27 protein-coding genes are annotated in these 24,445 nt (G+C 44.8%); 12 read left to right on the top strand and 15 right to left on the bottom strand.

Annotated features, from left to right (window positions below; translation table 11 throughout):
* Window positions 1-40: 40 nt before the first annotated feature.
* Complete coding sequence (locus BS19_RS18715; protein ID WP_038177412.1) at window positions 41-676, bottom strand: minor curlin subunit CsgB; 636 nt, start codon at window positions 674-676, stop codon at window positions 41-43.
* Between the two features lie 405 nt (window positions 677-1,081).
* Here BS19_RS18715 and BS19_RS18710 point away from each other — a divergent pair, with 405 nt between their 5' ends.
* From BS19_RS18710 to BS19_RS18700, 3 genes are read left to right on the top strand one after another with little or no spacing between them, the layout of a single operon-like run.
* Window positions 1,082-1,540, top strand: coding sequence for a curli production assembly/transport protein CsgE (locus tag BS19_RS18710; RefSeq protein ID WP_038177411.1), 459 nt, complete (start codon window positions 1,082-1,084; stop codon window positions 1,538-1,540).
* Window positions 1,541-1,586: 46 nt separating this feature from the next.
* A complete protein-coding gene (locus BS19_RS18705; protein ID WP_051686585.1) occupies window positions 1,587-1,964 on the top strand; it encodes a curli assembly protein CsgF in 378 nt (125 codons plus the stop codon).
* Window positions 1,965-1,977: 13 nt separating this feature from the next.
* On the top strand, window positions 1,978-2,814 hold the full coding sequence (locus BS19_RS18700) for a CsgG/HfaB family protein (RefSeq protein ID WP_038177408.1): 837 nt from the start codon (window positions 1,978-1,980) through the stop codon (window positions 2,812-2,814).
* An 84-nt stretch (window positions 2,815-2,898) separates the two neighbouring features.
* On the opposite strand, the gene BS19_RS18695 is transcribed toward BS19_RS18700, so the two are convergent.
* Complete coding sequence (locus BS19_RS18695) at window positions 2,899-4,269, bottom strand: YjiH family protein (RefSeq protein WP_038177407.1); 1,371 nt, start codon at window positions 4,267-4,269, stop codon at window positions 2,899-2,901.
* Between the two features lie 240 nt (window positions 4,270-4,509).
* A complete protein-coding gene (locus BS19_RS18690) occupies window positions 4,510-5,175 on the bottom strand; it encodes a YoaK family protein (RefSeq protein ID WP_038177406.1) in 666 nt (221 codons plus the stop codon).
* A 208-nt stretch (window positions 5,176-5,383) separates the two neighbouring features.
* Here BS19_RS18690 and BS19_RS18685 point away from each other — a divergent pair, with 208 nt between their 5' ends.
* The 3 genes from BS19_RS18685 (at window position 5,384) to shyA (ending at window position 7,853) form a co-directional block, all read left to right on the top strand.
* Complete coding sequence (locus tag BS19_RS18685) at window positions 5,384-5,995, top strand: hypothetical protein (protein ID WP_038177405.1); 612 nt, start codon at window positions 5,384-5,386, stop codon at window positions 5,993-5,995.
* Between the two features lie 102 nt (window positions 5,996-6,097).
* Window positions 6,098-6,397, top strand: a complete 300-nt coding sequence (locus BS19_RS18680) for an isoamylase early set domain-containing protein (RefSeq protein ID WP_038177403.1) — start codon at window positions 6,098-6,100, stop codon at window positions 6,395-6,397.
* Window positions 6,398-6,548: 151 nt separating this feature from the next.
* A complete protein-coding gene (gene shyA, locus BS19_RS18675) occupies window positions 6,549-7,853 on the top strand; it encodes a peptidoglycan DD-endopeptidase ShyA (RefSeq protein ID WP_051686579.1) in 1,305 nt (434 codons plus the stop codon).
* Window positions 7,854-7,930: 77 nt separating this feature from the next.
* Here the strand turns inward: shyA and ppsA are convergent, their stop codons facing one another.
* Window positions 7,931-10,318: a phosphoenolpyruvate synthase gene (gene ppsA / locus BS19_RS18670; RefSeq protein ID WP_084186073.1), complete on the bottom strand. Its 2,388-nt coding sequence runs from the start codon at window positions 10,316-10,318 to the stop codon at window positions 7,931-7,933.
* 155 nt (window positions 10,319-10,473) lie between these two features.
* On the opposite strand from ppsA, the gene ppsR reads away from it, so the two are divergent.
* Window positions 10,474-11,307 carry a posphoenolpyruvate synthetase regulatory kinase/phosphorylase PpsR gene (ppsR, locus tag BS19_RS18665; RefSeq protein ID WP_038177400.1) on the top strand — a complete coding sequence of 278 codons (834 nt, stop codon included), beginning with the start codon at window positions 10,474-10,476 and terminating at the stop codon, window positions 11,305-11,307.
* Here the strand turns inward: ppsR and BS19_RS18660 are convergent.
* The 7 genes from BS19_RS18660 to BS19_RS18630 form a co-directional block, all read right to left on the bottom strand.
* Window positions 11,304-12,041 carry a substrate-binding periplasmic protein gene (locus BS19_RS18660; protein ID WP_038177399.1) on the bottom strand — a complete coding sequence of 246 codons (738 nt, stop codon included), beginning with the start codon at window positions 12,039-12,041 and terminating at the stop codon, window positions 11,304-11,306. The genes ppsR and BS19_RS18660 overlap by 4 nt on opposite strands.
* A gap of 61 nt (window positions 12,042-12,102) precedes the next feature.
* Entirely contained in the window at window positions 12,103-12,885 is a 783-nt protein-coding gene (locus BS19_RS18655) for a heme ABC transporter ATP-binding protein (RefSeq protein WP_038177397.1), read from the bottom strand.
* Window positions 12,885-13,922: a FecCD family ABC transporter permease gene (locus BS19_RS18650; RefSeq protein ID WP_038177396.1), complete on the bottom strand. Its 1,038-nt coding sequence runs from the start codon at window positions 13,920-13,922 to the stop codon at window positions 12,885-12,887. Before BS19_RS18650 ends, BS19_RS18655 begins: the two co-directional genes overlap by 1 nt.
* Before the next feature lie 12 nt (window positions 13,923-13,934).
* The gene (locus tag BS19_RS18645) at window positions 13,935-14,780 is read right to left on the bottom strand and encodes a heme/hemin ABC transporter substrate-binding protein (protein ID WP_038177395.1); all 846 of its coding nucleotides are present in this window, start codon (window positions 14,778-14,780) and stop codon (window positions 13,935-13,937) included.
* A 14-nt stretch (window positions 14,781-14,794) separates the two neighbouring features.
* Window positions 14,795-15,205: an ExbD/TolR family protein gene (locus BS19_RS18640; protein WP_038177394.1), complete on the bottom strand. Its 411-nt coding sequence runs from the start codon at window positions 15,203-15,205 to the stop codon at window positions 14,795-14,797.
* Entirely contained in the window at window positions 15,202-15,906 is a 705-nt protein-coding gene (locus tag BS19_RS18635; RefSeq protein WP_038177393.1) for a MotA/TolQ/ExbB proton channel family protein, read from the bottom strand. Before BS19_RS18635 ends, BS19_RS18640 begins: the two co-directional genes overlap by 4 nt.
* On the bottom strand, window positions 15,906-16,637 hold the full coding sequence (locus tag BS19_RS18630; protein WP_038177392.1) for an energy transducer TonB: 732 nt from the start codon (window positions 16,635-16,637) through the stop codon (window positions 15,906-15,908). The genes BS19_RS18635 and BS19_RS18630 overlap by 1 nt, the downstream gene beginning before the upstream one ends.
* A gap of 318 nt (window positions 16,638-16,955) precedes the next feature.
* Here BS19_RS18630 and hutX point away from each other — a divergent pair, with 318 nt between their 5' ends.
* Together hutX and hutZ are read left to right on the top strand one after the other, a co-directional pair.
* Complete coding sequence (hutX, locus tag BS19_RS18625; protein WP_038177391.1) at window positions 16,956-17,477, top strand: heme utilization cystosolic carrier protein HutX; 522 nt, start codon at window positions 16,956-16,958, stop codon at window positions 17,475-17,477.
* A gap of 19 nt (window positions 17,478-17,496) precedes the next feature.
* A complete protein-coding gene (gene hutZ / locus BS19_RS18620) occupies window positions 17,497-18,021 on the top strand; it encodes a heme utilization protein HutZ (protein ID WP_038177390.1) in 525 nt (174 codons plus the stop codon).
* A gap of 98 nt (window positions 18,022-18,119) precedes the next feature.
* Here the strand turns inward: hutZ and BS19_RS18615 are convergent, their stop codons facing one another.
* Complete coding sequence (locus BS19_RS18615; RefSeq protein WP_038177389.1) at window positions 18,120-18,671, bottom strand: DUF924 family protein; 552 nt, start codon at window positions 18,669-18,671, stop codon at window positions 18,120-18,122.
* A 10-nt stretch (window positions 18,672-18,681) separates the two neighbouring features.
* Complete coding sequence (locus tag BS19_RS18610) at window positions 18,682-20,100, bottom strand: aminotransferase-like domain-containing protein (RefSeq protein WP_038177388.1); 1,419 nt, start codon at window positions 20,098-20,100, stop codon at window positions 18,682-18,684.
* Between the two features lie 99 nt (window positions 20,101-20,199).
* Between BS19_RS18610 and BS19_RS18605 the strand changes: the two genes are divergently transcribed.
* Window positions 20,200-21,093, top strand: coding sequence for a DMT family transporter (locus BS19_RS18605; RefSeq protein ID WP_038177387.1), 894 nt, complete (start codon window positions 20,200-20,202; stop codon window positions 21,091-21,093).
* A gap of 119 nt (window positions 21,094-21,212) precedes the next feature.
* Window positions 21,213-21,941, top strand: coding sequence for a substrate-binding periplasmic protein (locus BS19_RS18600; protein WP_051686584.1), 729 nt, complete (start codon window positions 21,213-21,215; stop codon window positions 21,939-21,941).
* A 63-nt stretch (window positions 21,942-22,004) separates the two neighbouring features.
* Here the strand turns inward: BS19_RS18600 and BS19_RS18595 are convergent, their stop codons facing one another.
* Entirely contained in the window at window positions 22,005-22,553 is a 549-nt protein-coding gene (locus tag BS19_RS18595; protein WP_038177385.1) for an MSHA operon transcriptional regulator, read from the bottom strand.
* A 310-nt stretch (window positions 22,554-22,863) separates the two neighbouring features.
* A complete protein-coding gene (gene nadE / locus BS19_RS18590; RefSeq protein WP_038177384.1) occupies window positions 22,864-23,691 on the bottom strand; it encodes an ammonia-dependent NAD(+) synthetase in 828 nt (275 codons plus the stop codon).
* A 186-nt stretch (window positions 23,692-23,877) separates the two neighbouring features.
* Between nadE and BS19_RS18585 the strand changes: the two genes are divergently transcribed.
* Entirely contained in the window at window positions 23,878-24,390 is a 513-nt protein-coding gene (locus BS19_RS18585; protein WP_038177383.1) for a nicotinate-nicotinamide nucleotide adenylyltransferase, read from the top strand.
* Window positions 24,391-24,445: the final 55 nt, after the last annotated feature.

Here is a 24,445-nt window from a genome sequence, read left to right as displayed (position 1 = left end):
ATTTGTCCATTTATAGTGATTTTATCCTTCACGTTGGGCATCACTGCCTAACGTAAATACCGCGATTCATATTGCTAAAAATGACGATCGAGTCACCGCCATCTTGTGTTATGCCGTAATTGGAGTTTCCTCTATCTACGACCAGTGCAAAGTTGTCGTTGTTTTCCTGAACAATACTGATATCACTACCACCATTGGTGTTGGTACAGGCTAAACCGCGACACTGCTTTAAATAAGCAAGGTTATTACTGCCACTTTGACTGATGTAGCTATTGTGACCGTACCCTGCTTGTTTAATCTCTGCGTAATTATCTTGTCCTTCAGATTGCTCAATCACCGCTAGATTTTCAGCGCCCGATTGAGAGATCGCAGCCTTATTTCCGTTGACATTACTCTGTATTACCTTGGCTTTGTTGGTTCCCCCGCCTTGGTTGTATTGAGAAATGACGACTTCGGAGTCAAAGGCATTTTCTAACACTACTTCTGCATAGTTATTAGCTGATAAATTCATTTCTGAAAGTTCGGAGTAAATGGTCGAACCTTGAGTATTGAACTCCCCAAATTCCGTCGACATCTCATCTGAGTATTCAATGTTTTTATTTCCAGCGTAGGCAGATGTAGCCATTAAGAAAGAAAAGACAACAAAACCTATGTTCTTTATTACTTGATTTTGCACCTTAACCTCCGATAAGAGTTGGATTAACTATCGAACTCGGATTAATTATGAGTTTTATACAGTTAAACTCAATGAACTTAGAATTGAAAATATAGATATTGATTTTTATTTTAGGTTTACCTTCTGGTAAAGAATGATAGGTAATAGTTTAATTTTTCAGGTTATTAATTTGGTACTTTATGATTAGACCTATACTAAGTTGTTGATTTTTATTTATTAAATTATTGTGTAATATTGATTTAATTTCTCGGTGTAATGTTTGTTTTGTTTATTCAATGAGATTTAAATCTGTCTCATAAATAAGATGGGCCTATTATTGAGTCTATTTTAAGTTTAATTATTAATTAATTGATATACCTTATTGTAAGTTTTAAGGTATTTCTGATTTAGGTATCAAGGGAATGTATGAATTTAAAGAATATAAGCCTGATCATCTTTGTTATTACCAGTTTTACCTCACAGCATGTTTTTTCTAGCGAGAGTAGCTTTGAAAACAAAGAGGAAATTGAGTCAAAGACGGATGCTTATATATTAGAAAACGAAGTGGACGGATTGATTATTGACCGAACGATGACAAGGTTAGGTGACGATTTTTATTTCTTTTTTTCTCAATATTTAAATGAAAGGCACGGTTCATTGAAGGAAAACTTAACAGTAAAAGAGCGACCTACAGCATTATCAGGAAGTATCATCAGTGTGCTACACCGCGAAAGAGTCATTTATAGAACGGCGTTGTCTCCGGGTAGGAAGCAAGCTGAAAATAAAGCGAAAGCTGCGATGAATGCGGTGACCTCTTACTTGATTCGGTGGAAAGCTCAATTGAGTTACCAAGATACTTTCGATCTTGAACGGGATGAGTTTTAAAAAGGGATTTACTATGAAATCAAAATTATTGAGCTATGGTGCGATCATGTTCTGTATCTCATCTTATTCTGCGTTAGCGACCGAATTGGTGTATACCCCAATTAACCCAAGCTTTGGCGGGAATGCACTCAACAGCTCTCACTTGTTCGGAGTGGCCAATGCGATTAACGATTATAAAGCACCTATTGATGAATCTGGGTTTGAAAGCGAGTCGTCATTAGAGAGGCTAGCAAATAGCCTAGAATCACGCTTGATAAGCCAGTTACTTGCTGATGTAGGTAATGGTAATACGGGTCAATTAGAGACCGACGACTTTTACCTAAACATTGTCGATGATAATGGCACTTTGATCGTGCAAATTGTCGACAAGGTTTCCGGTGAATCCACCGAAATTAAAGTTGCTGGCTTAAACCCTGATCAATAGAGTGAACAGAATAATGAAGAAACTGCTATTACTTCTTGTGATTGTTGGTCTCGGTGGATGCTCAAATTCAATGACGATTCCTGACGCAGACCAAGCTCCAACGTTAATGCCTCGTGGTGCGAGTTATCAGGATTTAGTTCAACTACCTTTGCCTAAAGGTAAGATCTTGGTTTCTGTGTATGATTTTCGCGATCAAACAGGTCAATACAAGCCTCAGCCAAACAGTAATTTTTCTACCGCGGTCCCTCAAGGCGGAACTGCATTGCTAACCGCCTCTTTGCTTGACTCTAATTGGTTTATTCCATTGGAAAGAGAAGGGCTACAAAACCTACTTACTGAACGGAAAATCATACGTGCAGCACAGAAAAAAGGTCAATCAGGTGTCAACCACGGTGATGACCTTTCAGCGCTAAGTTCAGCGAATGTCGTTATTGAAGGTGGAATTGTTGCCTACGATTCGAACATCAAAACGGGAGGGGTGGGGGCCAGATATTTAGGCATAGGATCTTCAGGAAAATACCGTACCGATCAAGTTACCGTTAATCTAAGAGCTGTGAACGTTACAACGGGTCAGATTCTGTTAAGCGTGACGACCAGTAAAACGATTTTTTCTCATGAATGGACGGCTGGGGCCTTCCGATTCATTGACTACAAAGACTTATTGGAAGTTGAAATGGGTTATACCAACAACGAACCAGTGAATGTAGCAGTGATGTCGGCGATTGACTCTGCAGTCATCCACCTGATTGTTCGTGGTATTGGCAAGGGGCTATGGCAACCCGAACATCGCGAGGACATTAAAGATCCACTTATCCAGAAATATGCACGTCAAACCCATCAGATCCTTTAATGAACAGAGCTATAGGCATCGCTCTTTAAAGTTTTTTGGATTAAAAAAGCCCCGATTTCGGGGCTTTATTGATATCAATATTGATTAGAAGATCAAGTGTGCAACACCTGCAATAACCGGAAGGGTGATCAGCGTGCGCAGGATAAAGATGGTGAACAGTTCAATCAAGTTAACCGGGATACGGCTACCAAGTAGCAATGCACCCACTTCTGACATGTAAATCAACTGAGTGACTGACATTGCAGCGATGACGAAACGTGTCATTTCATTGTCGATAGAGGCTGCAAGAATCGCTGGAATGAACATATCAGCGAAACCAACCACGATGGTCTCTGATGCCGCAACTGCTTCAGGTACGCCGAGTAGTTCTAGAAACGGAATAAATGGTTGGCCTAGAATGCTGAACACAGAGGTGTATTCGGCAATAATCAATGCAATCGTACCAAGCCCCATAACCACTGGTAGGACGCCAAACACCATATCAACCGCGTTACGAATGCCTTCTGAAAACACACTACGTACCGACTTCACTTGCGCTGCTTTGCTAAGGGCTAAGTGCATACCCCAAGAAAAAGTGGTGTGATCATGTGGAATCGCGTCAGCATCGCTGGCAGGTTTCGAACCATCGATAAAGGTGTCTTTTTTTAAGCTCAGTGGCGGTAGACGAGGAATAATCACCGCAGCCACAAAACCAGCTAAGCAGATCGCACCGTAAAATGGCAAGAATAGGTGCTCAAGTTCTACTTGGGCAATCACGACCAAGCTAAACGTTATTGAAACGGCAGAGAATGTAGTACCAACGACAGCGGCTTCACGCTGAGTATAAAACTTTTCTTCATACTGCTTGCTAGTGAGCAAGATACCGACAGAGCCGTCGCCAAGCCACGAGGCCATACAATCAATCGCACTGCGACCAGGAAGGTTAAACAGTGGGCGCATGATTTTGCTCAACAAGGTACCAAACAACTCAAGTAGACCAAAGTTAAGTAGCAGCGGTAGCAAAAGGCCTGCAAAAATAAATACAGAGAAAAGTGTCGGTAACAGGCCTTCAAGTACTAAACCACCAGTATTTTCTTCCCAAATGGCTTTTGGTCCAACTTGGAAAAACGTCATGATGACTGCAGCACCACCAATTAAACGAACGGCAAGCCACAATGAGCTCGGATTAAACAGTCCGTTAAGGAACGCATTATTTGCAATGAAAGTCGGCGTTTTAATACGACATGCTGCTGATGCGATTGCCATAAACGCAATGATAGCTGTCACGATGTGAACTAAGTAATCACCAAAAATGGCTTGAATAGACTTTGCTAAAACGGCAACGGGAATGGTGAGATCACCTTGATAGCTGATCGGCGCCATAAAAAGAAACAGGCCAACTAACGAAGGGATAAAAAACATCCAAAAGGTCGCTTTGCTTTTGGTCTGTTCGACAGATTGTGCGTTATTTTGCATATACTTCTCGAGTTACAACTAGTTAAATATCGTAGCCACTCCTTGTGGCATAGTTATTCACTAAACATCCATATTTTATCAAATTGGCGCAAGGTTAATAGCTTTTAACCTTGCTTGCAATACTATTCAATAAATATCGTTAAATATTCACTATAAAGCATTGAATATTTTGACGCATTCAGTTTAATGTGTCGAGGATGTTAAATTGTTTAAAATTGTGTTTCAAGCAAGAAGTGTCAATTAGTGATTTATATGTCGGTTGGCTATAAACAGCCAGTAGGTGACGGCCAAGGTAAGAGCGAGCAGTATCGGTACGATTAAGGCCGCAATCGAGAGACTTGCGTATAAGTTCGCGCCGATAATCCCACCGGATAGAAAACCACTGAAAATAAACAGAAACAGTTTCGCTTTGCGAAAATCAAAACTTTCACCACGTAATTTAGCGCCAATCATGATACCCAGATCCGTCATGATCCCCGTCATGTGGGTCGTGCGAATGATAGCGCCACTGAACGTTGTGATCATCGCGTTTTGCAAGCCACACGCTGCAGAAGCGAAATATTGCCCCGATTGATGGCCATTGCTGAGCAAGTAGTAAGATAAAGCCAGGAGGGCACTTTCGATACAAAGAGCGACCCCATAGCGTCTGCCAAGTTTCAGTGCGGTGCTTTCGATAAATGTGCCGCTGAGTGTCGCGCCAAACAAAAAGCTTAACAAAATCAGTAATAAGTGGCCGGTTTGTTGGTTGAACTCTAAGATAGATGTGCCAAGCAGCGTCACTGTGCCAGAGATATGTGACACGGCTTGGTGTTGAAAACCGAGTAATCCGATAGCGTTGACAATGCCAGCTAGCAAGGCGAGTAGAAAAGCGCCATATTCTACCCAGCGTGGAAGTTTTGAAATCACGATGTGCTCCTGTTGCTGAGGGGCGCAATTATAGTCCCACAATAAGGTTACTGATAGGGGGCTGGTCTAAAAAACCGTGTGATCAAATGAGCTTTTTCTAATGTTGTGGTTATGACCCTTTCTATTGTCGTTGCTAGGTTGTTGTATCTAGTCAAGCTAGCCTGATACCATAAGCAATCAAAAAAGCATTCGAGACAAAGCAACGCTAATGAAAAAACGTTTGTTACCTATCCCACTGATTTTGTTGATTCCCATTGTATTGTTAGTTGTTGTTTCGGCGGCAGGTCTTTATCGGTTCAGCTTATCAGATGAAGAAGTTTTGGCTAAGTTTCCCAGTTATTCCGCACAAAATGACACGATTATGCAGTCGTTGTTTTCACTAACTACACCTAATCCATGGACAATCAAAGTCCCTGAAAGTGGGGCATTCACCTTTATAAAAAGCAACAATCAGCCAAGAATTTATAGTGGTAAATATCAAGATGGCGTTGAAAGGGGAAGCGTGTCAATCGACACTCGTTATCTATTAAAAATTGCTGACAATCGTTACATCCACCCTTTAAGTGTCAGTAATCAAGGTTCTGGTGTCTTTTACTATTTAGCGCTCAGTCATTACGATACGGCTCGCCAACGTATGGTGAGTGAGAACGCACAACTGCTAGGTGACAGAGTCCATGTCGAGGGCATTGTTGTCGATGGTGATAGGGTAACGGTCACCATCCAAGAACGTGATGCTCATCAAGCGATGTCGGAGGATCCGACAAAAATAACCACTATACTGTTCAAGATAACTGAGCAAGATAGCTTAGAAAGGCAATAGTTGTGCGGCGAATATGCAGTATTGAGTATGTGTGATGAATTGCTTATTATTTAACCTAGCAAGTTATGAGATGGACCTTAATTGTCGTTAATGGAGTTAAATATGATCAATAAACGCTTTTTCAAAACCAAAGATGAAGTTGAAGTTACGTTTGAGCTCGATGCTGAACACGTTAATCAATCTGTTTGGATTGTTGCGGATTTTTTAGATTGGCAACCAACCGAAATGAAAAAAGTCGCTAAATCGAAGAGTTACAAGTTCAAAACACGCTTACCTAAAGACAGTCATTTTGAATTTAGGTACTTGGTCGATAAAGAAAAATGGGTGAATGACCCACAGGCTGATCAATACCGACCTAACGGGTTTGGTGAAGATAACGCCCTTGTTTCGACCTATCAGTAACGGTTATCGTTAAAGGGCTTACAGTTCATTTGAATCAATAAAGGCGCATTTTGCGCCTTTTTTACCTTAAAGTTGACATATCACAGGTGACAACTTCTAGAGAAATTCGTACTCTTAGGCCTTTGGTTATTTCAATTATTGGGTCAAATTTGTGCAATCTAGAAGTTTGAAGTCTCGCTTCCAAGAGTTATCGCGTCCAAAGAAGCTAGTATTATTAACACTGCCTATTCTTGCTGCGGTTGCTCTTTCGTCGTCTGAACGTGGCCGATACCATCGCACCATTGATCTTTCTCTTCCTGAATCAACGCTAGTTAATGACATTTTGTTAAGTAACGAAGTGACGGCTGATCTTCCTAGTTACGAGTACGAGATCAAAGCAGGTGATAACTTAAGCAACATTTTTAATCAGTTGGGCTTTGGTTACAGTGAACTGATGAAAATTATGGAAACGGATCTAAACTTTTTAGCGTTAGATACTCTCAAACCTGGCAACAAATTGCGTTTTTGGCGTGACGAAAACTCCCAAGCCTTGGCGAAAATGGAACTTGAGTTCAGCATGGTTGAACGAGCCGTTTACACACGAATGGAAGATGGTGGTTACGAATTTAGTGACGTCAAGATTCCTGGTGTTTGGAAGCCTTTGCCACTGGTCGGGGAGATCAATGGCAGTTTCTCACAGTCTGTTCATGCGCTTGGTTTAGGCAACAGTGAAGTTGAGCAAGTGGTCAGCTTGTTGAAAGATAAGATTAATTTCTCACGCGATCTAAGAGCTGGTGACCGTTTTGAAGTGGTTCAATCACGTCAGTTTGTGGATGATCAATTGACGGGGAATCGTGAAATACAAGCGATTAAGATTTACAACCGAGGACGAGTACTTTCAGCCTATCTGCATAGCGATGGTCAATATTACGATGCAAAAGGTGACAGTTTACAACGTGCCTTTCAGCGCAAGCCTGTCAACAGTAATTATCGGTTGAGCTCGCAATACAATCCGACACGCAAGCACCCCGTCACCGGACGTGTTGCACCGCACAATGGTACTGACTGGGCAACGCCGACAGGGACACCGATTGTATCTACTGGTGATGGTGTCGTGATCATGACACGCAAGCACCCTTATGCGGGTAATTACGTTGTGATTCAACATGGTAGTCGATACAAAACACGCTATTTGCATTTAAGTAAGATTTTAGTGCGTAAAGGACAAAAAGTGTCTCGCGGTCAACGTATTGGTCTGTCTGGTGCAACGGGGCGTGTGACTGGGCCACATATCCACTATGAGTTGATTGATAGAGGGCGTGCGGTTAATGCGATGAAAGCCAATATCCCAATGGCTAAATCCGTGCCTAATAATCAAATGGCCGCTTTTAAAGCCAAACGTGATGAGATGGATGTCATGCTCAAGCAGCGAGAAATTGAATTGGCTCAGCAGGTTAACCCTCAGCCAACCAGTTAATTGACACTAGTTATCAGTTTTAAATGATTAGACAAAATAAAAAGGCTTCCCCACGGAAGCCTTTGTTTTATCGCTAGTTACTTAGCTGCTTTGCCAAGTTTTAACCAGGTATCAATCACGGTATCGGGGTTGAGTGACACTGAGCTAATACCCTGAGCCATCAACCATTCAGCGAGGTCTTCGTGGTCCGATGGACCTTGACCACAAATACCGACGTATTTGCCCGCTTTAGTTGCGGCGTCAATGGCCATCTTCAACATGGCTTTCACCGCTGGATTACGTTCATCAAACAGGTGCGCAACGTCGCCTGAGTCACGATCAAGGCCCAGTGTTAGCTGAGTCATGTCGTTTGAGCCGATCGAGAAGCCATCAAAGTACTTGAGGAACTCATCCGCCAGAATAGCATTGGATGGTAGCTCACACATCATGATCACTTTTAGACCTTGGTCTCCTCGACGTAGATCGAATTTAGCCAATAGATCAATTACCGATGCCGCTTCACTCGGTGTGCGCACGAAAGGAATCATGACCTCGACATTTTTCAGCCCCATTTCATTGCGCACACGTTTAATGGCTTGTGTTTCTAGCTCGAAACAATCTTCAAACGCCGGAGAAATGTAACGAGAGGCGCCACGGAAACCAAGCATTGGGTTCTCTTCATGTGGCTCATACCCTTGTCCACCGACAAGATTGCTGTATTCGTTCGATTTAAAATCCGACATACGAACAATCACGCGTTTCGGCCAGAAAGCGGCGGCGATGGTGGCGATACCTTCGGTAAGCTTGCTGACATAAAAGTCGATAGGATCTTGGTAACCGCGAATACGCTGGGTGATCTCTGTTTTTATCTCATCGCTTTGTTGTTCAAAGTTAAGTAGCGCTTTCGGGTGAATACCAATCATTTTGTTAATGATGAACTCCAGACGAGCAAGGCCTACGCCTTCATTTGGAATTTGTGCAAAGTCGAAGGCACGATCTGGGTTGCCAACGTTCATCATGACTTTAGTTGGCAGCATCGGCAGCTCATCAACCGCAGAGCGCTTGACCTCAAAGTCTAATTCGCCTTGATAAACATACCCCGTTTCGCCTTCTGCGCAAGAAACCGTGATTGTCATACCGTCACTGAGGCTTGAGGTTGCGTGACCGCAGCCAACGATAGCGGGAATACCCAATTCACGAGCAATGATTGCCGCGTGGCAAGTACGACCACCACGGTTAGTGACAATCGCCGAGGCTTTTTTCATCACCGGTTCCCAGTCTGGGTCGGTCATGTCAGTCACTAAAACATCGCCTTCTTGCACCAGTGACATTTGATCCAATGAATCGACTAAGCGCACAATGCCTGAGCCAATACGCTGGCCAATAGCGCGACCTTCAATCAATACTTCTGCTTTGTTGTTAAGCTCGTAACGCTCGATAACGTTTTGTTCGTTTTGAGAGCAAACCGTCTCTGGGCGGGCTTGAACTATGTATAGCTTGCCATCAATGCCATCTTTGGCCCACTCAATGTCCATTGGACGTTGGTAGTGTTTTTCAATGATCATGGCTTGTTTAGCCAGCTCTTTGATCTCTTCATCGTTTAGAGAGAACTGGTTACGCTCTTGCTCGCAGGTGTCAATGATGTCGACTTGCTTACCAATTTCTTGATTGGTGGAGTAGATCATCTTGATGAGCTTTGAACCAAATGTTTTTTTCACGATTGGATGTTGACCCACTTCAAGCATTGGCTTATGGACGTAAAACTCATCAGGGTTAACCGCGCCTTGTACAACCATTTCACCCAGTCCCCACGATGAAGTGATGAAGACTACTTGATCGAAACCAGATTCGGTATCGAGGGTAAACATCACACCAGATGAGGCTTTATCAGAGCGCACCATACGTTGGATGCCCGCCGATAACGCGATGCCGCGGTGGTCGAAACCTTGGTGAACGCGATAAGAGATCGCGCGGTCGTTAAACAGGGAAGCGTAGACATGCTTGGTCGCTTCTAGCACTGCCTCAATGCCTTTGACATTAAGGAAGGTCTCTTGTTGACCTGCAAACGAAGCATCTGGTAAGTCTTCGGCTGTCGCTGAAGAGCGCACCGCGACTGATAATTCGTCATTGCCTTCAATCAGTGTTTGGTAGTTGTCGCGGATATCTTGTTCGAGTTCCGCAGGGAATGGGGCTTCTAATACCCATTGACGTATGATGGCACCTGTCTTGCGCAGGGCTTCTACATCGTCAACGTCTAGTTCATCGAGCAGTTGGTGGATGCGATTGTCCAATCCTTCAAAATCTAAGAATTGATTGAACGCATAGGAAGTGGTGGCAAAGCCATTCGGCACAGACACTCCAGCATTGGCTAGGTTTGAAACCATTTCACCAAGTGATGCGTTTTTTCCGCCGACTTTGTCGACATCTTCCATCGATAGACCATCGAACCAGAGGGTGTTCTTTTGCATGTACTTCTCCAGAAACATTGCAGCGTAGGGATTAAAGGCAAACGATTACGTAAAAGCACAAAAAAATTCACCAAGAATTTTTAAAGCTGTGGGGGACGTAACAGTCAGCCAGGTTTTATTATCGATATTATGTCGACTATCCTACTCAAAAGAATTTTAAAGTTTAAAATAAAATGCAAATTGAAAGTCAAAGTCGTGATGTGTTCTATGTTTCTGATGGAACGGCCATAACATGTGAGACATTAGGCCATGTTGTTTTGGGTCAATTTCCGTTTAAAGCCAATGAAAAAACCTTCCCGTTTGTTGAAAGTGAAGATAAATTGGCTGACCTGATCAAAGAAATTGAAACTTCCTACCAAACTCACGGCGTGAAACCGTTGGTGTTTTTCTCTCTGGTGATCCCACAGCTGCGACAAAAGCTATTGGCGTCTCACTGCTATGGTTATGATGTGCTCGAAAGTATTGTGCAGCGAGTACAAGATGATATTCAATTAGCCCCCAAACCTAAGTTGCAGCGCTCACGAAGTGTCGGGCGCGATAGCGTGAAGTATTTCGATCGAATTGCTGCGATTGAGTACACCTTAGCGCACGATGATGGCATCACCCTCAAAGGACTTGAAGAGGCAGACATTATACTGCTTGGCGTATCACGCAGTGGCAAAACGCCAACGAGTTTATACATGGCAATGCAGTTTGGGCTACGCGTTGTGAACTACCCATTTATCGATGACGATTTAGCACGCATGAAGCTGCTACCTGAGTTTGAAATTCATCGTCATAAATTGTTTGGCTTGACCATTAATCCCGAGCGATTGACACAGATTCGTCAAAATCGTTTAGCTGGCAGTGACTATGCGAGCAACGAGCAGTGTCTGCATGAATTACAAACCGTCGAAGCGCTGTTTCGCCGTGAAGCGATTCCTTATATCAATACCTCAGCACTCTCAGTTGAAGAGATTTCAACGCGGGTACTTGAGAGAACCGGTCTTAGGCGTCGTTTGCTCTAATTCTGCTCTCGTATCAAACGGAAGTAGTTGTCGAGTAACGTTTTCAGAGTAGGGGCACTCTCGAGCTGACGAGAGATCAACATATAAAATTTGTGCGGTTCCATGTTGGGGACCGCCAAAGACATGATGTCATCTTTGAGATAGGATTCCCCTCGTGGATTTTTATTGCCAGTCAATATCTCAGCCCAGCTAATATAGACCTCGCACTCACCGGTTTCCAACTGATTTAAAGAGTGTTGAATCGTGTGTCCTGAGCGTTCGATCGTGGTTAGCTCAAAATCTGAGTAGTTATAGTTGTGATTGCCGCAGACTTTGTAGTTGTTTAAATCGTCAACGTTGGAGATAACCAAACCATCAGGAAAATGCTTAACTGAAAACAAGTAGTAGGGGGTAACGGTGTAGTACCACTCGGTGTAGAGATAATCCTGCACTCGTTCTTCACTGTAAGATGCGCTAACGGATAGATCAAAACTGCCCGTCTTGGTACCTTTAAGGCAGCGTGACCATGAGGTCATTGTCATTTCATAGTCAATGCCATGCCGCCCTAGTGCTTGGTCGAGCACTTGTTTATCAAACCCTTTTACTTCACCGTCTTCTTGATAAATGTAAGGGCGCCAGTCAACCGCATCACCGCACACTTTTAACAGGGGGATGTCGTTAAAGGTGTGCGCGAAAACATTAACACCAATAACTAGGGTCACAACGAGCATTAGTCTGTGGGCAAAGTGCAGCATGGTTGTCCCTTTTGTTACGTATTCAGTCAAGAGTATAGTTAAGCTTTGCCCAGCTTACTGATTAGTTGTCAGGATGAATCTGCGGGAACCCTAACGTTGGATGCGTTGTCACTATGGCGTTGTAGTCATAGACATGTTTGAGCATAGCCACAGTAAGTGCTTGTTTTGGAGGTGCGTCACAGACAATATCTCCGTTGCGTAAAATGACCATGCGGTCAGCATACTGCGCGGCGAGGTTAAGGTCATGTAATACGACTACCACCGCCGCATTGGACTCGGTAGCTAATCGACGGGCGATTTTAAGCGTATTCTGTTGATGAGATAAATCCAGCGCTGATGTTGGTTCATCGAGCATGAGGATCTTTTTATCGGTGGATTTTTCAAGTTGAACTAAGACCCGAGCTAAGTGCAGCCGCTGTTTTTCGCCTCCAGATAGTGAGGGGTAGAGTCGCTTGGCAAGGTGCCATACATCGGTTAAACGCATGTATTTCTCGGCCACAGCGCGAGTCGCACTGTTGGTGAGTTTGAGCGGGATCGCGCCAAGTTCAACGACTTCATGGGCCAAAAAAGGAAAACTCAAGGTGCTATGTTGCGGCAACATAGCAAGATGTTGAGCCAGAAGATTGGCAGGCCATTGCTGGCGAGGTACATCGAAATAGCGTATATCACCCGTTGAGGGAATCTCGCCGCTGAGCAGCTTAAGTAAGGTGCTTTTGCCTGCACCATTAGGGCCAAGCAGTGCGGTCACTTCTCCACAGCGTATGTCGATATCAATGGCGTTTAACACAGCTCGGCCAGCAAAAGTCATCGACAGATGACGACCGGATAACGCAATGGCACTCATCAGAGTATTTTTCCTTTTTGCTGAAACAGTAAATAGATAAAAAATGGTGCACCAACCAGTGCGGTCACAATGCCAACCGGAAGCTCTGCAGGGGAAAGTGCAATGCGTGAAATCATATCCGCGCCGGTAAGCAGCAGTGCGCCCAGCAAGGCTGAAATCGGTAGCAACGAGGTATGATTGGGCCCTGAAATCATCCTGCCAAGATGGGGAATAACTAGACCAATGAAACCTATCATCCCTGCGACGCTGACGGTAACGCCAACGCCTACCGCCGTAAGTAAAATCAGTTGACGCTTGAGTTTTTGGAGTGGAATGCCTAAATGATATGCTTCGGCTTCACCAAGTAATAACGCATTAAGAGCCGTTGACTTTGCAATAAAAATTGTCAGTAAAAGACTCAGTGTTATCGTGCAAAGAATAAGACTAGACAAGTTTGCACCAGCGAGTGACCCCATTGACCATAAAGACAAATCGCGCAGCATCTGATCATCAGCAACAAAATTCAGATAACCAATCCCCGCACCAGACAAGGCACTAATTGCGACACCAGCGAGTAGCATAATGGTGACTGATGTGCCCATTTTACTCGTGCCTAGTTGGTAAACTAGCAGGGTCGTCAAAGCGCCGCCAAGAAAAGCAAACAGTGGAACAGCCGCAAGATTCATCAGTTGTGGGTAGTGCTGGAAGATATCGCTAAACAACACAATCGCTAGTGCGGCGCCGAGTGAGGCTCCTGCGGACACACCAATAATACCGGGCTCTGCCAGTGGGTTACGAAATAGCCCCTGCATGACAGTGCCACATATCGCGAGGATGGCGCCAACCAACATACATAACAATGTTCTCGGCAGGCGAATATCGTGAACCACTAAGTTGATGTGTGGCGCTAACTGCTCGGAGTGAAATAACAGGCTTTGCACACTTTGCCACAAAGTGATGTTCATCGGCCCGACGGTCACTGAACTTATCGCGGCGAGCAGCAAAATACTGCTAAATAGAATCATCAGGTAGCGTAGTGGAAGTCGACGTAATAACATTTTAATCTCTCGTTAGTGAAGCTGCGCGCTGATACGCTGTGCTTCAGCCAAGCTTTTTAGACCGAGGCCGCCCACCAATGCGTGTCCATCGACTTGGATAAATTGTCTGTTCTTACCCGCGGGTGTTGCGGCAAGCATCGGCATTTTTTTGAGAATTTCATCTGCGCCACCGAGAGCTTTATAACTGCGTCCACTAACCAAAATGACGTCAGGCTGCATTTCAATCATGGCTTCGGTGGATAAGGGTTTATACGAGGAGAGTGTTTTCGCCGCTGGATTCACGCCACCTGCGAGTTCAATGATCGTGTTGGGTGTGGTGTTCGCGCCTGCAACGTTCGCTGGTCGACCTTCGTGAAGCAGTAAAAACAGGACTTTTTTGCTCGTGCCGAGCGGATGTTTATTAGCTGCTAAAGTGTCGAGTTGCTGATTCACTTGTGCTTTTAACTGCAAAGCTTGCTGCTCGGCGCCAGTGATGGCTGCAATGTCATCAATACGCGCTAACAACCCTTGAGGCGTTGGTTCAGTGTTAATGATATCTACGCTGACCCCTGCTGCGCGAAGTTGGCTGAGTGCGGTTTTCGGCCCCATCTCATCTGAGCCAATTAATCGTGTCGCGCCCAGCGCGAGCAACCCTTCCGCAGACAGTTGACGATGGTAGCCAATGGTTGGCAATGATAACCCTTGCGGAATGTCACTCGTGACATCAACCGCGATCAATTTTTTTTGCTGGTTTAAGGCGAACAGCAACTCTGTCACGGTGCTACCGGCACTAATGATGCGCTCACTAGCAAAAGAAGTGATGGAAAATACCAGCAAAAGTAATGTACTTGAGAGGGTGAATAAACGTGAATTGAACATGATAGACTCGACTATTATTTTTCTTCGGTTAAAAGTTGGGTGGCTTGAATCCCATTTTGTTGCAAGAATCCAAGTAATTTGACTAGGTGTTGTACATCCGCGGTTTTATCGGCGGCGATTGCAATCGACTGCTGTTTTGCATGGTGTTCTTCGAGCAGAGCAAGGGTAAAGTTCTGCCAGTCAATATATGTTTTGCCATTAATGGCCCAGTGCGGTTGGTCAGCCAGAATATTAATGGTTAACGAATCACTTTCTACGGCTGACGTAACCGGCGAATCGGTTGCAGGCAGATCCACTTCTAACGATTCAAGCTTCACTGCGGCGGTAAGCATTAAGAACACCATGACAATGAAGATGATGTCTAGCAACGGAGTGAGATCAGGGCTAAAGCTCATTAGAGTGTCGCTTTTAGGTGCTTTGATCATAATGACGCTTCTGTGCTGATGAGATCATTGTCGCTTGGCGGTATAACATCCGTCAGCGAAGTTGGGGCGGGTTGCCAATGGATGCCTTCTAGCCATAAATTGACATAATTGAGCGTGTGTTCGAGCTTCGCTATGACTTTGTCTGCCCACAAGCCGAACAGCTGAGCGGCAGTAATGGCAGGCAGAGCAACCATCAAGCCCGCCGCGGTAGTGCGCATTGCGATGCCTAGTCCTTCTGCTAAATCATTGGGGGTGATGTTGCCAGATGACGCGGCAACGCCTTTAAACATCTCTATTAATCCAAGTACGGTTCCCAGTAAACCGATCAGTGGGCTGAGCACGCCAATTAAAGTCAATAAACGCAAGCCAGAGTGTAACTGGTGACGTTTCTCTTGTAGCCACATTCCTGCCGCGTCTTCACGCAGTGTTTTGGCAAAAGCGTGATGAGCCAATAACATGGCGACACCTTTGTATAACAATGGTCGTTTGGTTGACATCATTTCAGCCAGAGTTTCAATTTGCTGGCTGTCGGCCGGGGAAATCTGTTGCAGCTGTTGGCCAATGGCACGTTTGCCTACGCCTAAGCTAATCAAAACTTGAAAGAGTCGTTCAACGATGATCATTAAGGTGAGTGCTGAGCACACGATCAACGGCCAGGTCATTAAGCCCAGTTGCTGTTGTAAAAGTTGTATCTGTTCCATTATCGATCCAATTTAAAGCGAATAGGGATTTGCACGCGATGAGCCATGGTTTGACCATCAACAGAATGGGGCGAGAATTTCCAATCTTTTATCGCCTCCAATGCTGACTTATCGAGCAAGGTGGCCCCGGATGACGAAATCAATACTTGCTTTACTTGGTGGCCATTCTTATCAAGCCATATCTCATACAATGCCACGCCTTCGATGCCTCGTTTGCGCGCCATCCTTGGGTATTGCGGGGCGCGAGGGCGAGATAAAAACGAAGGATTTTCAATCATTACTGGTTCAGCGGTGACGCCTCGATTTGCGACCTGATTTGTTGTTTTCTCAGGTTGCTTTTTATCGACCTGTGGTTTTTGTAGCTCGGTCTTCTCGCTTGGTGTAGCCATCTTCGTTCGTGCTTGAGCCTTGGTTTGTTGGGGCGCTAGCTTGGGTTGATTGGGCGTATTATTCTCTCGTTTTTGGGTCTTAATCGGTGGCGATTTTTTTACGACCTGGTCGGTTGCGGTAGGTGCGAAAGTCTGACTCTGTGCTGGTGTGTTGGCTTTTTGGGGATCTAACACAGTTTCGGTCTTAACCGGAGCAGCGATGGCCTTAAAGTTAAGTGAAACCGACGTCGATTGTGAACCCACAGGCATAGCGAAAGCCTTGGGTTCGTGCGCCACGAACAGGACTATTGAGTGGGCTGCCAGAGATAAACTCGCGGCAATCGTGTATCGTTTGATATTCACTTGACTGTGCCTTTTACAAATCCTTGATGACTAAGATAAGTCAATTATTGCCCAACATGCAAATAATATCAATTATCAATTGCATTCGTATTTATAGCAATTTATGATCAGTGACAAATCAAAGTTAACTGCGCGAACTATAAGTTCAATGCATATCAAAGTATTCGATATATCAATTGGTTAGCTTGTATCTTTGTTGAGTGAAGCACATCAGCTTGTTTTGAGCGACTTGCCATATCGATGCTAATCGATTACGACTACAGTTTAACCATCAACAAAAAGCGCGCTTATGTTGTCGCTGTTTAATTGGAATAACTCATGGATTCATTATCACAACGAGTGGCTAAATTACTCGAGCAAGACCCCACGTTGCTGCCTGCGGCGATGGCCCAACAACTGAGTGTGTCAGAATTTGATGTGGTGGCGGCGTTACCAACAGAAATGACAGCGATTGTCGATGGCGCTCAAGCACAAGCGATCTTAGAAAATTTGGTTGGTTTTGGGCCAGTAACAACGATTGTTCACTCGTTTGGTTCAATCTTTGAAGTGAAAGCGCCTTTTCCAAAGGGCAAGTTGGCTCGTGGTTACTACAACCTAATCGGGAGTGAAGGTGAGCTACATGGTCATCTTAAACTCGATAACATCCAGCATGTTGCCTTGGTCAGCAAGCCATTTATGGGACGTGAAAGCCACTATTTTGGCTTTTTCTGTCCAGCCGGTAATAACGTTTTTAAAGTCTACCTTGGTCGGAATGACAAACGTGAATTGATCGCTGAACAAGTGGCCATCTTTAAGCAGTGGCAACAAGAATTTAACAACAGTCATTTGACAACAATATAGGCTAGCAAGGAGAGTGAATATGGATCAGCAGGTTAAGCAAGAGCGTTTACAAGGGCGTTTGGGCCCGGAAATTAAAGAGTTTCGCCAGCAACGTAAAACATTGCAATTGGCTACCGTTGATGCCGAGGGGCGCCCAAATGTCAGTTATGCGCCATTTGTACAAAACCAAGATGGCTATTTTGTGTTGATCTCAGAAATTGCTCGTCATGCACGCAATTTGCAAGTGAACCCGAACGTCTCAATCATGATGATTGAAGATGAAGAGAGCTGCAAACAACTGTTCGCCCGTAAGCGCTTAACCTTTGATGCCGTCGCTTCTGTGGTGAAGCGCGATAGCGAACAGTGGCAGCAAGTCATTGGCCAGATGCAAACCCGATTTGGTGAAATAATCGATGGGCTGAGTCAATTACAAGACTTCGTTTTATTTAATCTGAAGGCTGAAAAAGGTCTGTTTGTAAAAGGTTTTGGTCAAGCCTATCAAGTCGCCGGTGATGATTTAGTCGATTTCGTCCATTTGCAAGAAGGGCATAAAAAAGTCTCTTAGCCAACACTGTTGTGGTGGTGAAAGAGGTTGCGGTGGTGAAAGAGGCTGAGTTTGTCAGTCTCAGCAATTAAACTAAACGCTAGCGCCGCATGATTAGGCTAAAAGCTCGAATCAGGCTGTGTTAAAAACGCAATTTCTTGTGGGGTACTTTCACGGCCAAGGATCTCGTTACGATGAGGATAGCGGCCAAACTGATCGATAATGACTTTGTGTTTGAGCTCAAACTGATGGTTATTCTCCATGCCAGGCGTGCTAAATAATAGCACCGCTTGCTGATGAATCTGACGTGATTCGCTGTGCATAAATGGCATATACAGGAAGCTTCGTTGCTCTAATGACAGCGCTTGATCTAGGCCTAAACCAATAGCCTCTTGTGCGAGAGCTAACGCGAGTGGGTCTTGACTAAAAGCACGGGGTGTATTGCGGAAAATATTACGCGAGAACTGATCAAGGACAATCACTTCAGCGAGCCTACCTTGGGCACTGCTGCGCCAACTAACCAGTTCACATTGCGCCGCGCGCTCTACTAGGGGTAAGAATCGGGTTGTGATTTTCTGATCCAGTTCAAGGTTAGTCGTGAACCAATCTTTCGCTTCAAGTTCAGTAAACCAGAATTGAATCACATCTTCAGGCGGTATCGGTGTGTGCATAATCGACTCCTTAGCGGTTTACTTGATGATGGATGAGCTCAGCCAGCTTTGCAACGCCGTTTTTCCAGTCAGTGTGGGTTAGGAAGTTTGAGCAACTAAAACGAACACAGTGTCGATACTGCCCTTCGGTAGCAAATAAGGTTCCGGGAAGAATACTGATGTTCAGTGCTTTTGCCTGTTGATAGAGTTGCTCGCTGTCTAAATTTGCTGGCAATGATAACCAAACGAGAAACGATCCTTGCGGGCAATAAAGCTGATAACGGCCATTTAGGTTTGCGTAGGCATCCAGCGAACCCGATAACTGCTGGCAAAACATCCGCACATTGGTTTGGTATTCGCGTTGCATTCGTTTGACATGCTGTTTGTATTTGCCGCTATTGAGAAAGTCAGCCACCGCAGATTGCATCAGGTTGAGGCTGCCCATGTTGTCGCTGACTAGGAACTTCTCAATTTGGGCTTGATAGCGACCGGCAGCAATCCAACCAATGCGTAGCCTGGAATCAAGCATTTTCGAGAGCGAGTTGACATAAATGACTCGATCGCGCTTGTCGAGCGTTTTGAGTGGCGTAATGTTTTCATCAAAGGTGAGCGCGCCGAACACATCATCTTCAATAATGGCAACCGATTGAGCCGCATCAAGTAGCGCAAGACGTTTTTCTAAAGGCATCTTGGCCCCAGTAGGGTTGGTAAAGTTCGGCGTGACGACGATAACGCGAATTGGCCACTTGGTTACCGCTTGCGCCAATAAATCAGGATCCATACCACTGCGCGGACAGCTTGGTATTTCAATAACTTGCAAACCTAAAGATTCCATCAACAGCAAGTTACCGAAATAGCACGGCGATTCAACGGCGACAATATCACCTGGCTGGGTCAGCGCGCGCAGTGCGAGGCTAATCGCCTGCTGAGCACCATGAGTGACCGCGAGATCACTGACCGACACCTCGACACCAAGGTCTTGGCTTATCTTAGTTAAATGTCGAAGCAGCAGGGTATTTCCCGGAGGTAGTTGATAGTGGCTTGGAATCTGACTTTGCTGACGACTGTGACGACCGATTTCTGCATACAGCGTTTTTATCGCCGGGGTATCAATATTAGGATGTGCAGAGCCAGTGGCCAACCACTCGCGTTTAGGAGAATAGGTCAATATTTCTTTGCACAGCGACAACAGATCGACATGGTTAGGTTGTGTCACCTGCGATGCAACGTGATGTGGTGTCTGTACCCGATAACCTGATTTCGCCACCGCATAGATAACACCTTGTCCTTCTAACTCTTGATAAGCACGAATCACGGTATTTTTACTGACGTTTAGCTCGTTACTCAAATCGCGGATTGACGGTAGTTTGTCTTCGTTGGACAGTTGTCCTGCATGGATTCGAGTTTTGATATGGTCCTCGACCATTACGTATTTATTGTTGATGCCCATCCATCTGTACCCATATAAAAAGTCCAATCTGTGTCTTTATGATTTTTCTGTACCCAATAAAGTAGCCTGATATCTAATCAAAAAGCCAGAGGAAAGGCGATGTTAGTTCGATTAATTCCTTTTATATTTGTTGTGTTGTGGGCGTCTGGCTTTGTCGGCGCAAGGTTTGGTCTTCAATACGCTGAACCTGCGACCTTGCTTTCGATTCGTATGACCGCCAATGTTGCGCTATTTCTACTGCTTGTTGTCGTACTACGCAGACGAATCCCAACGGGAAAAATGCTATTCCACTGCGCGGTGGTTGGGGTATTAATTCATGGTTTCTATCTTGGGGGTACCTATTTGGCGATTAGTCTCGGTATGCCGGCGGGATTGAGTTCATTGTTGGTTGGCTTACAACCGATTTTGACCGTGTTGCTATTGGTGAGTTTTACCCAGCATGCCTTTAAGCCATCGCAATGGCTTGGCTTGATGCTTGGCTTTGTCGGCATCAGCTTAGTGTTGATGGGCAAAGTGGACTGGCAGTCAGATCAGCATCGCACCTTAGCGGTCGTGGTGTGCTTGGTCTCTTTGGTTGGTATTACTTTGGGAACCCTATATCAGAAAAAGTACTGCCAAGGTGTCGATATGGTCGGCAGTGCGGCTATTCAATATTTTGCGGCGGGCATGTTGTTCATCCCTTACGCGGTGAGCTTTGAAACCATGCAGGTTGAATGGAACTATTCATTGATTCTAACGTTAGTTTGGTTGGTGGTGGTACTGTCTTGTGTTGCGATTTTACTGCTTTTGTACATGGTAGAGCACGGTGCGTCGTCCAGTGTTGCGTCGGTGTTTTATCTAGTGCCGCCGACCACGGCGGTGCAAGCGTGGTTAATGTTTGACGAGTCGTTTGACGCTCTTGGTGCGCTCGGTTTTATGTGCGCTGCTGGCGCGGTGTATTTGGTGGCAAAAGCGCCACAGGTTGGCCAATTAAAATTACTTTTTAAGCATTAATTTATCATTGTGCTTAGAAGTTATGGGTTGAGTGAACTAACTTTAACTGAGACGCTGAATGGAGATGGCCTGTGATTGTACGTAATTTTATTTGCCAATCGGCCTGTGCTTTGTCGTTGATGTTGTCAATATCATCGGCTGTCGGCGCTGAAAACGACCTTCGAGAACTGGAGTTTTTTACAGAGGCTTACCCCCCAGCCAATTTTATTAAAGATGATCATATAACGGGTTATTCGGTCGATATTTTACTGGCGGCAAGTGCATTGGTAGGAGAGCCTATTACTTTGTCGCAAATTTCCTTACAGCCTTGGGCCCGCTCCTATCGTCGAGTGTTAACGCGCCAAAACACGGTTCTATTCTCCACAACGCGTTCCGAGCATCGGGAGGCGCTTTTTTATTGGGTTGGCCCTATCGTGGACATCAAAGTTGTCGTCCTTGCGCGTCGAGGAGACAATATTAAAATAGATAAACCGTTAGATATGGCCAAATACCGTATTGGTGCCATACGTGATGACATCGGTGAGCAGAGTTTGCTGGAACTGGGGGTTCCGCGTGCCGCGATGCAAGAAGCTATCGATGTGACGGTGCTGGCTGAACAGCTCCTGAAAAAGCGAATTGATTTATTGGTGTATGCCGAGCGTGCTGCTTACTGGTGGGCTCGACAAGTTGGGATTGATGCTGATTTATTTGAGCCGGTGTATGTGGTTAAAAAGGGCGATGTCTATTTTGCGGTTAACCGAGATAGTGATCCCGCTGTTGTCGAAAAGCTCCAAAAAGGATTAGATCTCCTTAAGCAAACTGATCAATCAGGGAGCAGTCGTTACCAAGAAATTCTGGATAAATATTAACGATGAGTGGAATCAAAGGCGCACTATGCTGCCTTTGATTGATCAGATTTTGGCTTTTTTGACTCAAACTTTGGCTTTTTTAACAAAGTAAGGGTTGTCGAATTTATTCGCACTTCCTAGTAGTGAAACCACCAGTTTGTTCCACAAAGTGACATCAAATTCCCCCTTCGGTATGGAAGGGTAGAGTGTATCGGCCTCTTCGTTGGCGTAGCGCATAAATTGCTTTTTCTTAATTTGGTTGTATTTATCTGCGACTCGGTTGTGTTTTGAAATCCACTCGCGTTTAAACGCGATTAATCCGGGTTGTGCTTGTTCTATGGGCAAACGAGAAAGGTAAATACGCTTATATGACACCTTACGGTCAAGCATAGTACGCATCGCCGTTTGAATATATTTACCGTGATTGGTGATCGAAATAGTTTCTTGGTCGAATCGCTGCACACACCAACCAGAAGGAAGAAAGGTAGGTTTGCGATATTGCTTATTACGCACTTCGATTGCCTGATGCATAATCAGATCAGAGGTGCCATTGAAGGTTTGTTGCCATTTACCGATTCGGATCTGGATAGCCGTTGGCAATCGATAAATATTAGTAAACTTATCTTGTTCCATATATGAATACACTATTTTGCGTCGATAGGTTTTAAATCAAGCACTTCAGGCGGCCAGAGGTCACCACAGATAGGTAGATTGAGTGCTTAAGCCAGCATAGTGTAGTGAAAACGCTCGCGACTAGCTAGTGATCAATAGCAACAAATAGTAAATTGTGTGACGGCTTAGCCTTACGTTGACGAAAGATATCAGTTAGCCTTATGCGCACATATGCGTCGCTATTAGTATGGTGTGCAACTTTATTTGACTACGACAAACAATAAGTTAAGCCCTTATCGAATGATAAGGGCGAAAATAGATCTAACGATGATTAGTCGTAAATTGTCGGAATCGGCTCACGCTTATGTTGGGTAACGGTATAGATGTGGACCAAACGCTCACAGACTTCTGGCGCAACAGGTTTACCTTCCAAAAAATCATCAATTTGGTCGTAAGTCAGATTAAGAGCTTCTTCATCGGCTTTCTGTGGTGCCAGCTCTTCTAGATCTGCGGTAGGTACTTTTCTGACTAGTTGCTCAGGGGCACCTAAGGTTTCAGCAACTTGGCGAACTTGACGTTTGCTTAAGCCAAACAGTGGAGCCATGTCGCAGGCACCATCTCCAAACTTGGTGTAAAACCCGGTAATATTCTCAGCCGAATGGTCAGTACCAATGACCAACCCACCGACAAAGCCTGCAATCTCATATTGAGCAACCATACGTGCGCGTGCTTTTACGTTACCTTTAACAAAGTCAACTTTTGCGCTGTCTTGAGGTAGCAAGCCAGTACCTTCAAGCGCTGTTTGACTTGCCGTGTGAAGCCCATCGACGCCCGGTTTAATATTGACTGACACAGAATACGTCGGCTGAATAAATTGCAAGGCAAGTTGCGCTTCATCTTCGTCTTTTTGTTGACCATAAGGTAGGCGCACAGCAATAAATTGATAGCCACCCTCGATCTCTTGATTGAGTTGGTCAACGGCTAATTGAGCTAGGCGACCACAGGTTGTAGAGTCGACACCGCCACTGATGCCGAGGACAAGAGATTTGCATCCAGCTTGTTGGAGTTTGCGTTTGATAAAGTCCACGCGGCGTGAGATTTCGAATTGAGGGTCAATCGTTGGCAGAACACGCATTTCATCGCGAATCAACTGTTCCATTATGTATCCTTCCTGCAAGCAATATATCTAAAAAAACAAAACCAAAAACGGTAATTTTATCAGGTCCACCTCATCTGGGATTCTCAGCGTTGAAGGGGACGTGTTAAACTCACCTTGTCGTATCATACCTTAAACAACGAATTAGAAAACCGTGATCACAGTTTTCATTAATAGTGAATGAGAGAAATGAAAAAAATCGCCGTGTTTGGAAGCGCATTTAATCCGCCAAGTTTAGGTCACAAAAGTGTGATTGAATCATTATCCCATTTCGATCAGGTTTTGTTATTACCGAGTATTTCTCATGCTTGGGGTAAACAGATGCTTGATTACTCAATACGTTGTCAACTAGTCGATGTTTTCATCGCAGACTTGAACCTGCCATACGTCATGCGCAGTGATGTTGAAGAGTGTCTTTATCAGCCAGAACAAAGTGTTACTACGTTTGCCGTTTTAGAAGCATTAGAGCAACGTCACCCAGAGGCTGAGCTGACCTTTGTTGTTGGCCCTGACAATTTATTTAACTTTAGTAAGTTTCATCGTTGTGATGAAATCCTTCGTCGCTGGTCTTTACTCAGTTGCCCAGAAAAAGTGGCAATTCGCAGTACTGACATTCGTTCAGCACTGAGTCGCAAGCAAGATGTTTCTCAACTTACGACAGAAAATGTCGCCCGCTTATTGAGTGAGAAAGCGCACTATTAACTATTAAATTGTGGGTTAGCATTAGTTTAAAAAGGGTAACAGCGCGGCAATGTGA

It is taken from the genome of Vibrio pacinii DSM 19139, assembly GCF_000711795.1.
GTDB classification, from domain to species: Bacteria; Pseudomonadota; Gammaproteobacteria; order Enterobacterales; family Vibrionaceae; genus Vibrio; species Vibrio pacinii.
Note: the sequence above shows the minus strand (reverse complement) of the source record. Positions and strands in the feature narration are given on the sequence as shown.

Coding starts and splice junctions, on each gene's coding strand:
- BS19_RS18710 (WP_038177411.1), top strand. CDS start 1,082: ATGAATTTAAAGAATATAAGCCTGATCATCTTTGTTATTACCAGTTTT.
- BS19_RS18705 (WP_051686585.1), top strand. CDS start 1,587: ATGTTCTGTATCTCATCTTATTCTGCGTTAGCGACCGAATTGGTGTAT.
- BS19_RS18700 (WP_038177408.1), top strand. CDS start 1,978: ATGAAGAAACTGCTATTACTTCTTGTGATTGTTGGTCTCGGTGGATGC.
- BS19_RS18695 (WP_038177407.1), bottom strand. CDS start 4,269: ATGCAAAATAACGCACAATCTGTCGAACAGACCAAAAGCAAAGCGACC.
- BS19_RS18685 (WP_038177405.1), top strand. CDS start 5,384: ATGAAAAAACGTTTGTTACCTATCCCACTGATTTTGTTGATTCCCATT.
- BS19_RS18680 (WP_038177403.1), top strand. CDS start 6,098: ATGATCAATAAACGCTTTTTCAAAACCAAAGATGAAGTTGAAGTTACG.
- ppsA (WP_084186073.1), bottom strand. CDS start 10,318: ATGTTTCTGGAGAAGTACATGCAAAAGAACACCCTCTGGTTCGATGGT.
- ppsR (WP_038177400.1), top strand. CDS start 10,474: ATGCAAATTGAAAGTCAAAGTCGTGATGTGTTCTATGTTTCTGATGGA.
- BS19_RS18660 (WP_038177399.1), bottom strand. CDS start 12,041: ATGCTGCACTTTGCCCACAGACTAATGCTCGTTGTGACCCTAGTTATT.
- BS19_RS18655 (WP_038177397.1), bottom strand. CDS start 12,885: ATGAGTGCCATTGCGTTATCCGGTCGTCATCTGTCGATGACTTTTGCT.
- BS19_RS18650 (WP_038177396.1), bottom strand. CDS start 13,922: ATGTTATTACGTCGACTTCCACTACGCTACCTGATGATTCTATTTAGC.
- BS19_RS18645 (WP_038177395.1), bottom strand. CDS start 14,780: ATGTTCAATTCACGTTTATTCACCCTCTCAAGTACATTACTTTTGCTG.
- BS19_RS18640 (WP_038177394.1), bottom strand. CDS start 15,205: ATGATCAAAGCACCTAAAAGCGACACTCTAATGAGCTTTAGCCCTGAT.
- BS19_RS18635 (WP_038177393.1), bottom strand. CDS start 15,906: ATGGAACAGATACAACTTTTACAACAGCAACTGGGCTTAATGACCTGG.
- hutX (WP_038177391.1), top strand. CDS start 16,956: ATGGATTCATTATCACAACGAGTGGCTAAATTACTCGAGCAAGACCCC.
- hutZ (WP_038177390.1), top strand. CDS start 17,497: ATGGATCAGCAGGTTAAGCAAGAGCGTTTACAAGGGCGTTTGGGCCCG.
- BS19_RS18615 (WP_038177389.1), bottom strand. CDS start 18,671: ATGCACACACCGATACCGCCTGAAGATGTGATTCAATTCTGGTTTACT.
- BS19_RS18610 (WP_038177388.1), bottom strand. CDS start 20,100: ATGGGCATCAACAATAAATACGTAATGGTCGAGGACCATATCAAAACT.
- BS19_RS18605 (WP_038177387.1), top strand. CDS start 20,200: ATGTTAGTTCGATTAATTCCTTTTATATTTGTTGTGTTGTGGGCGTCT.
- BS19_RS18600 (WP_051686584.1), top strand. CDS start 21,213: ATGTTGTCAATATCATCGGCTGTCGGCGCTGAAAACGACCTTCGAGAA.
- BS19_RS18595 (WP_038177385.1), bottom strand. CDS start 22,553: ATGGAACAAGATAAGTTTACTAATATTTATCGATTGCCAACGGCTATC.
- nadE (WP_038177384.1), bottom strand. CDS start 23,691: ATGGAACAGTTGATTCGCGATGAAATGCGTGTTCTGCCAACGATTGAC.
- BS19_RS18585 (WP_038177383.1), top strand. CDS start 23,878: ATGAAAAAAATCGCCGTGTTTGGAAGCGCATTTAATCCGCCAAGTTTA.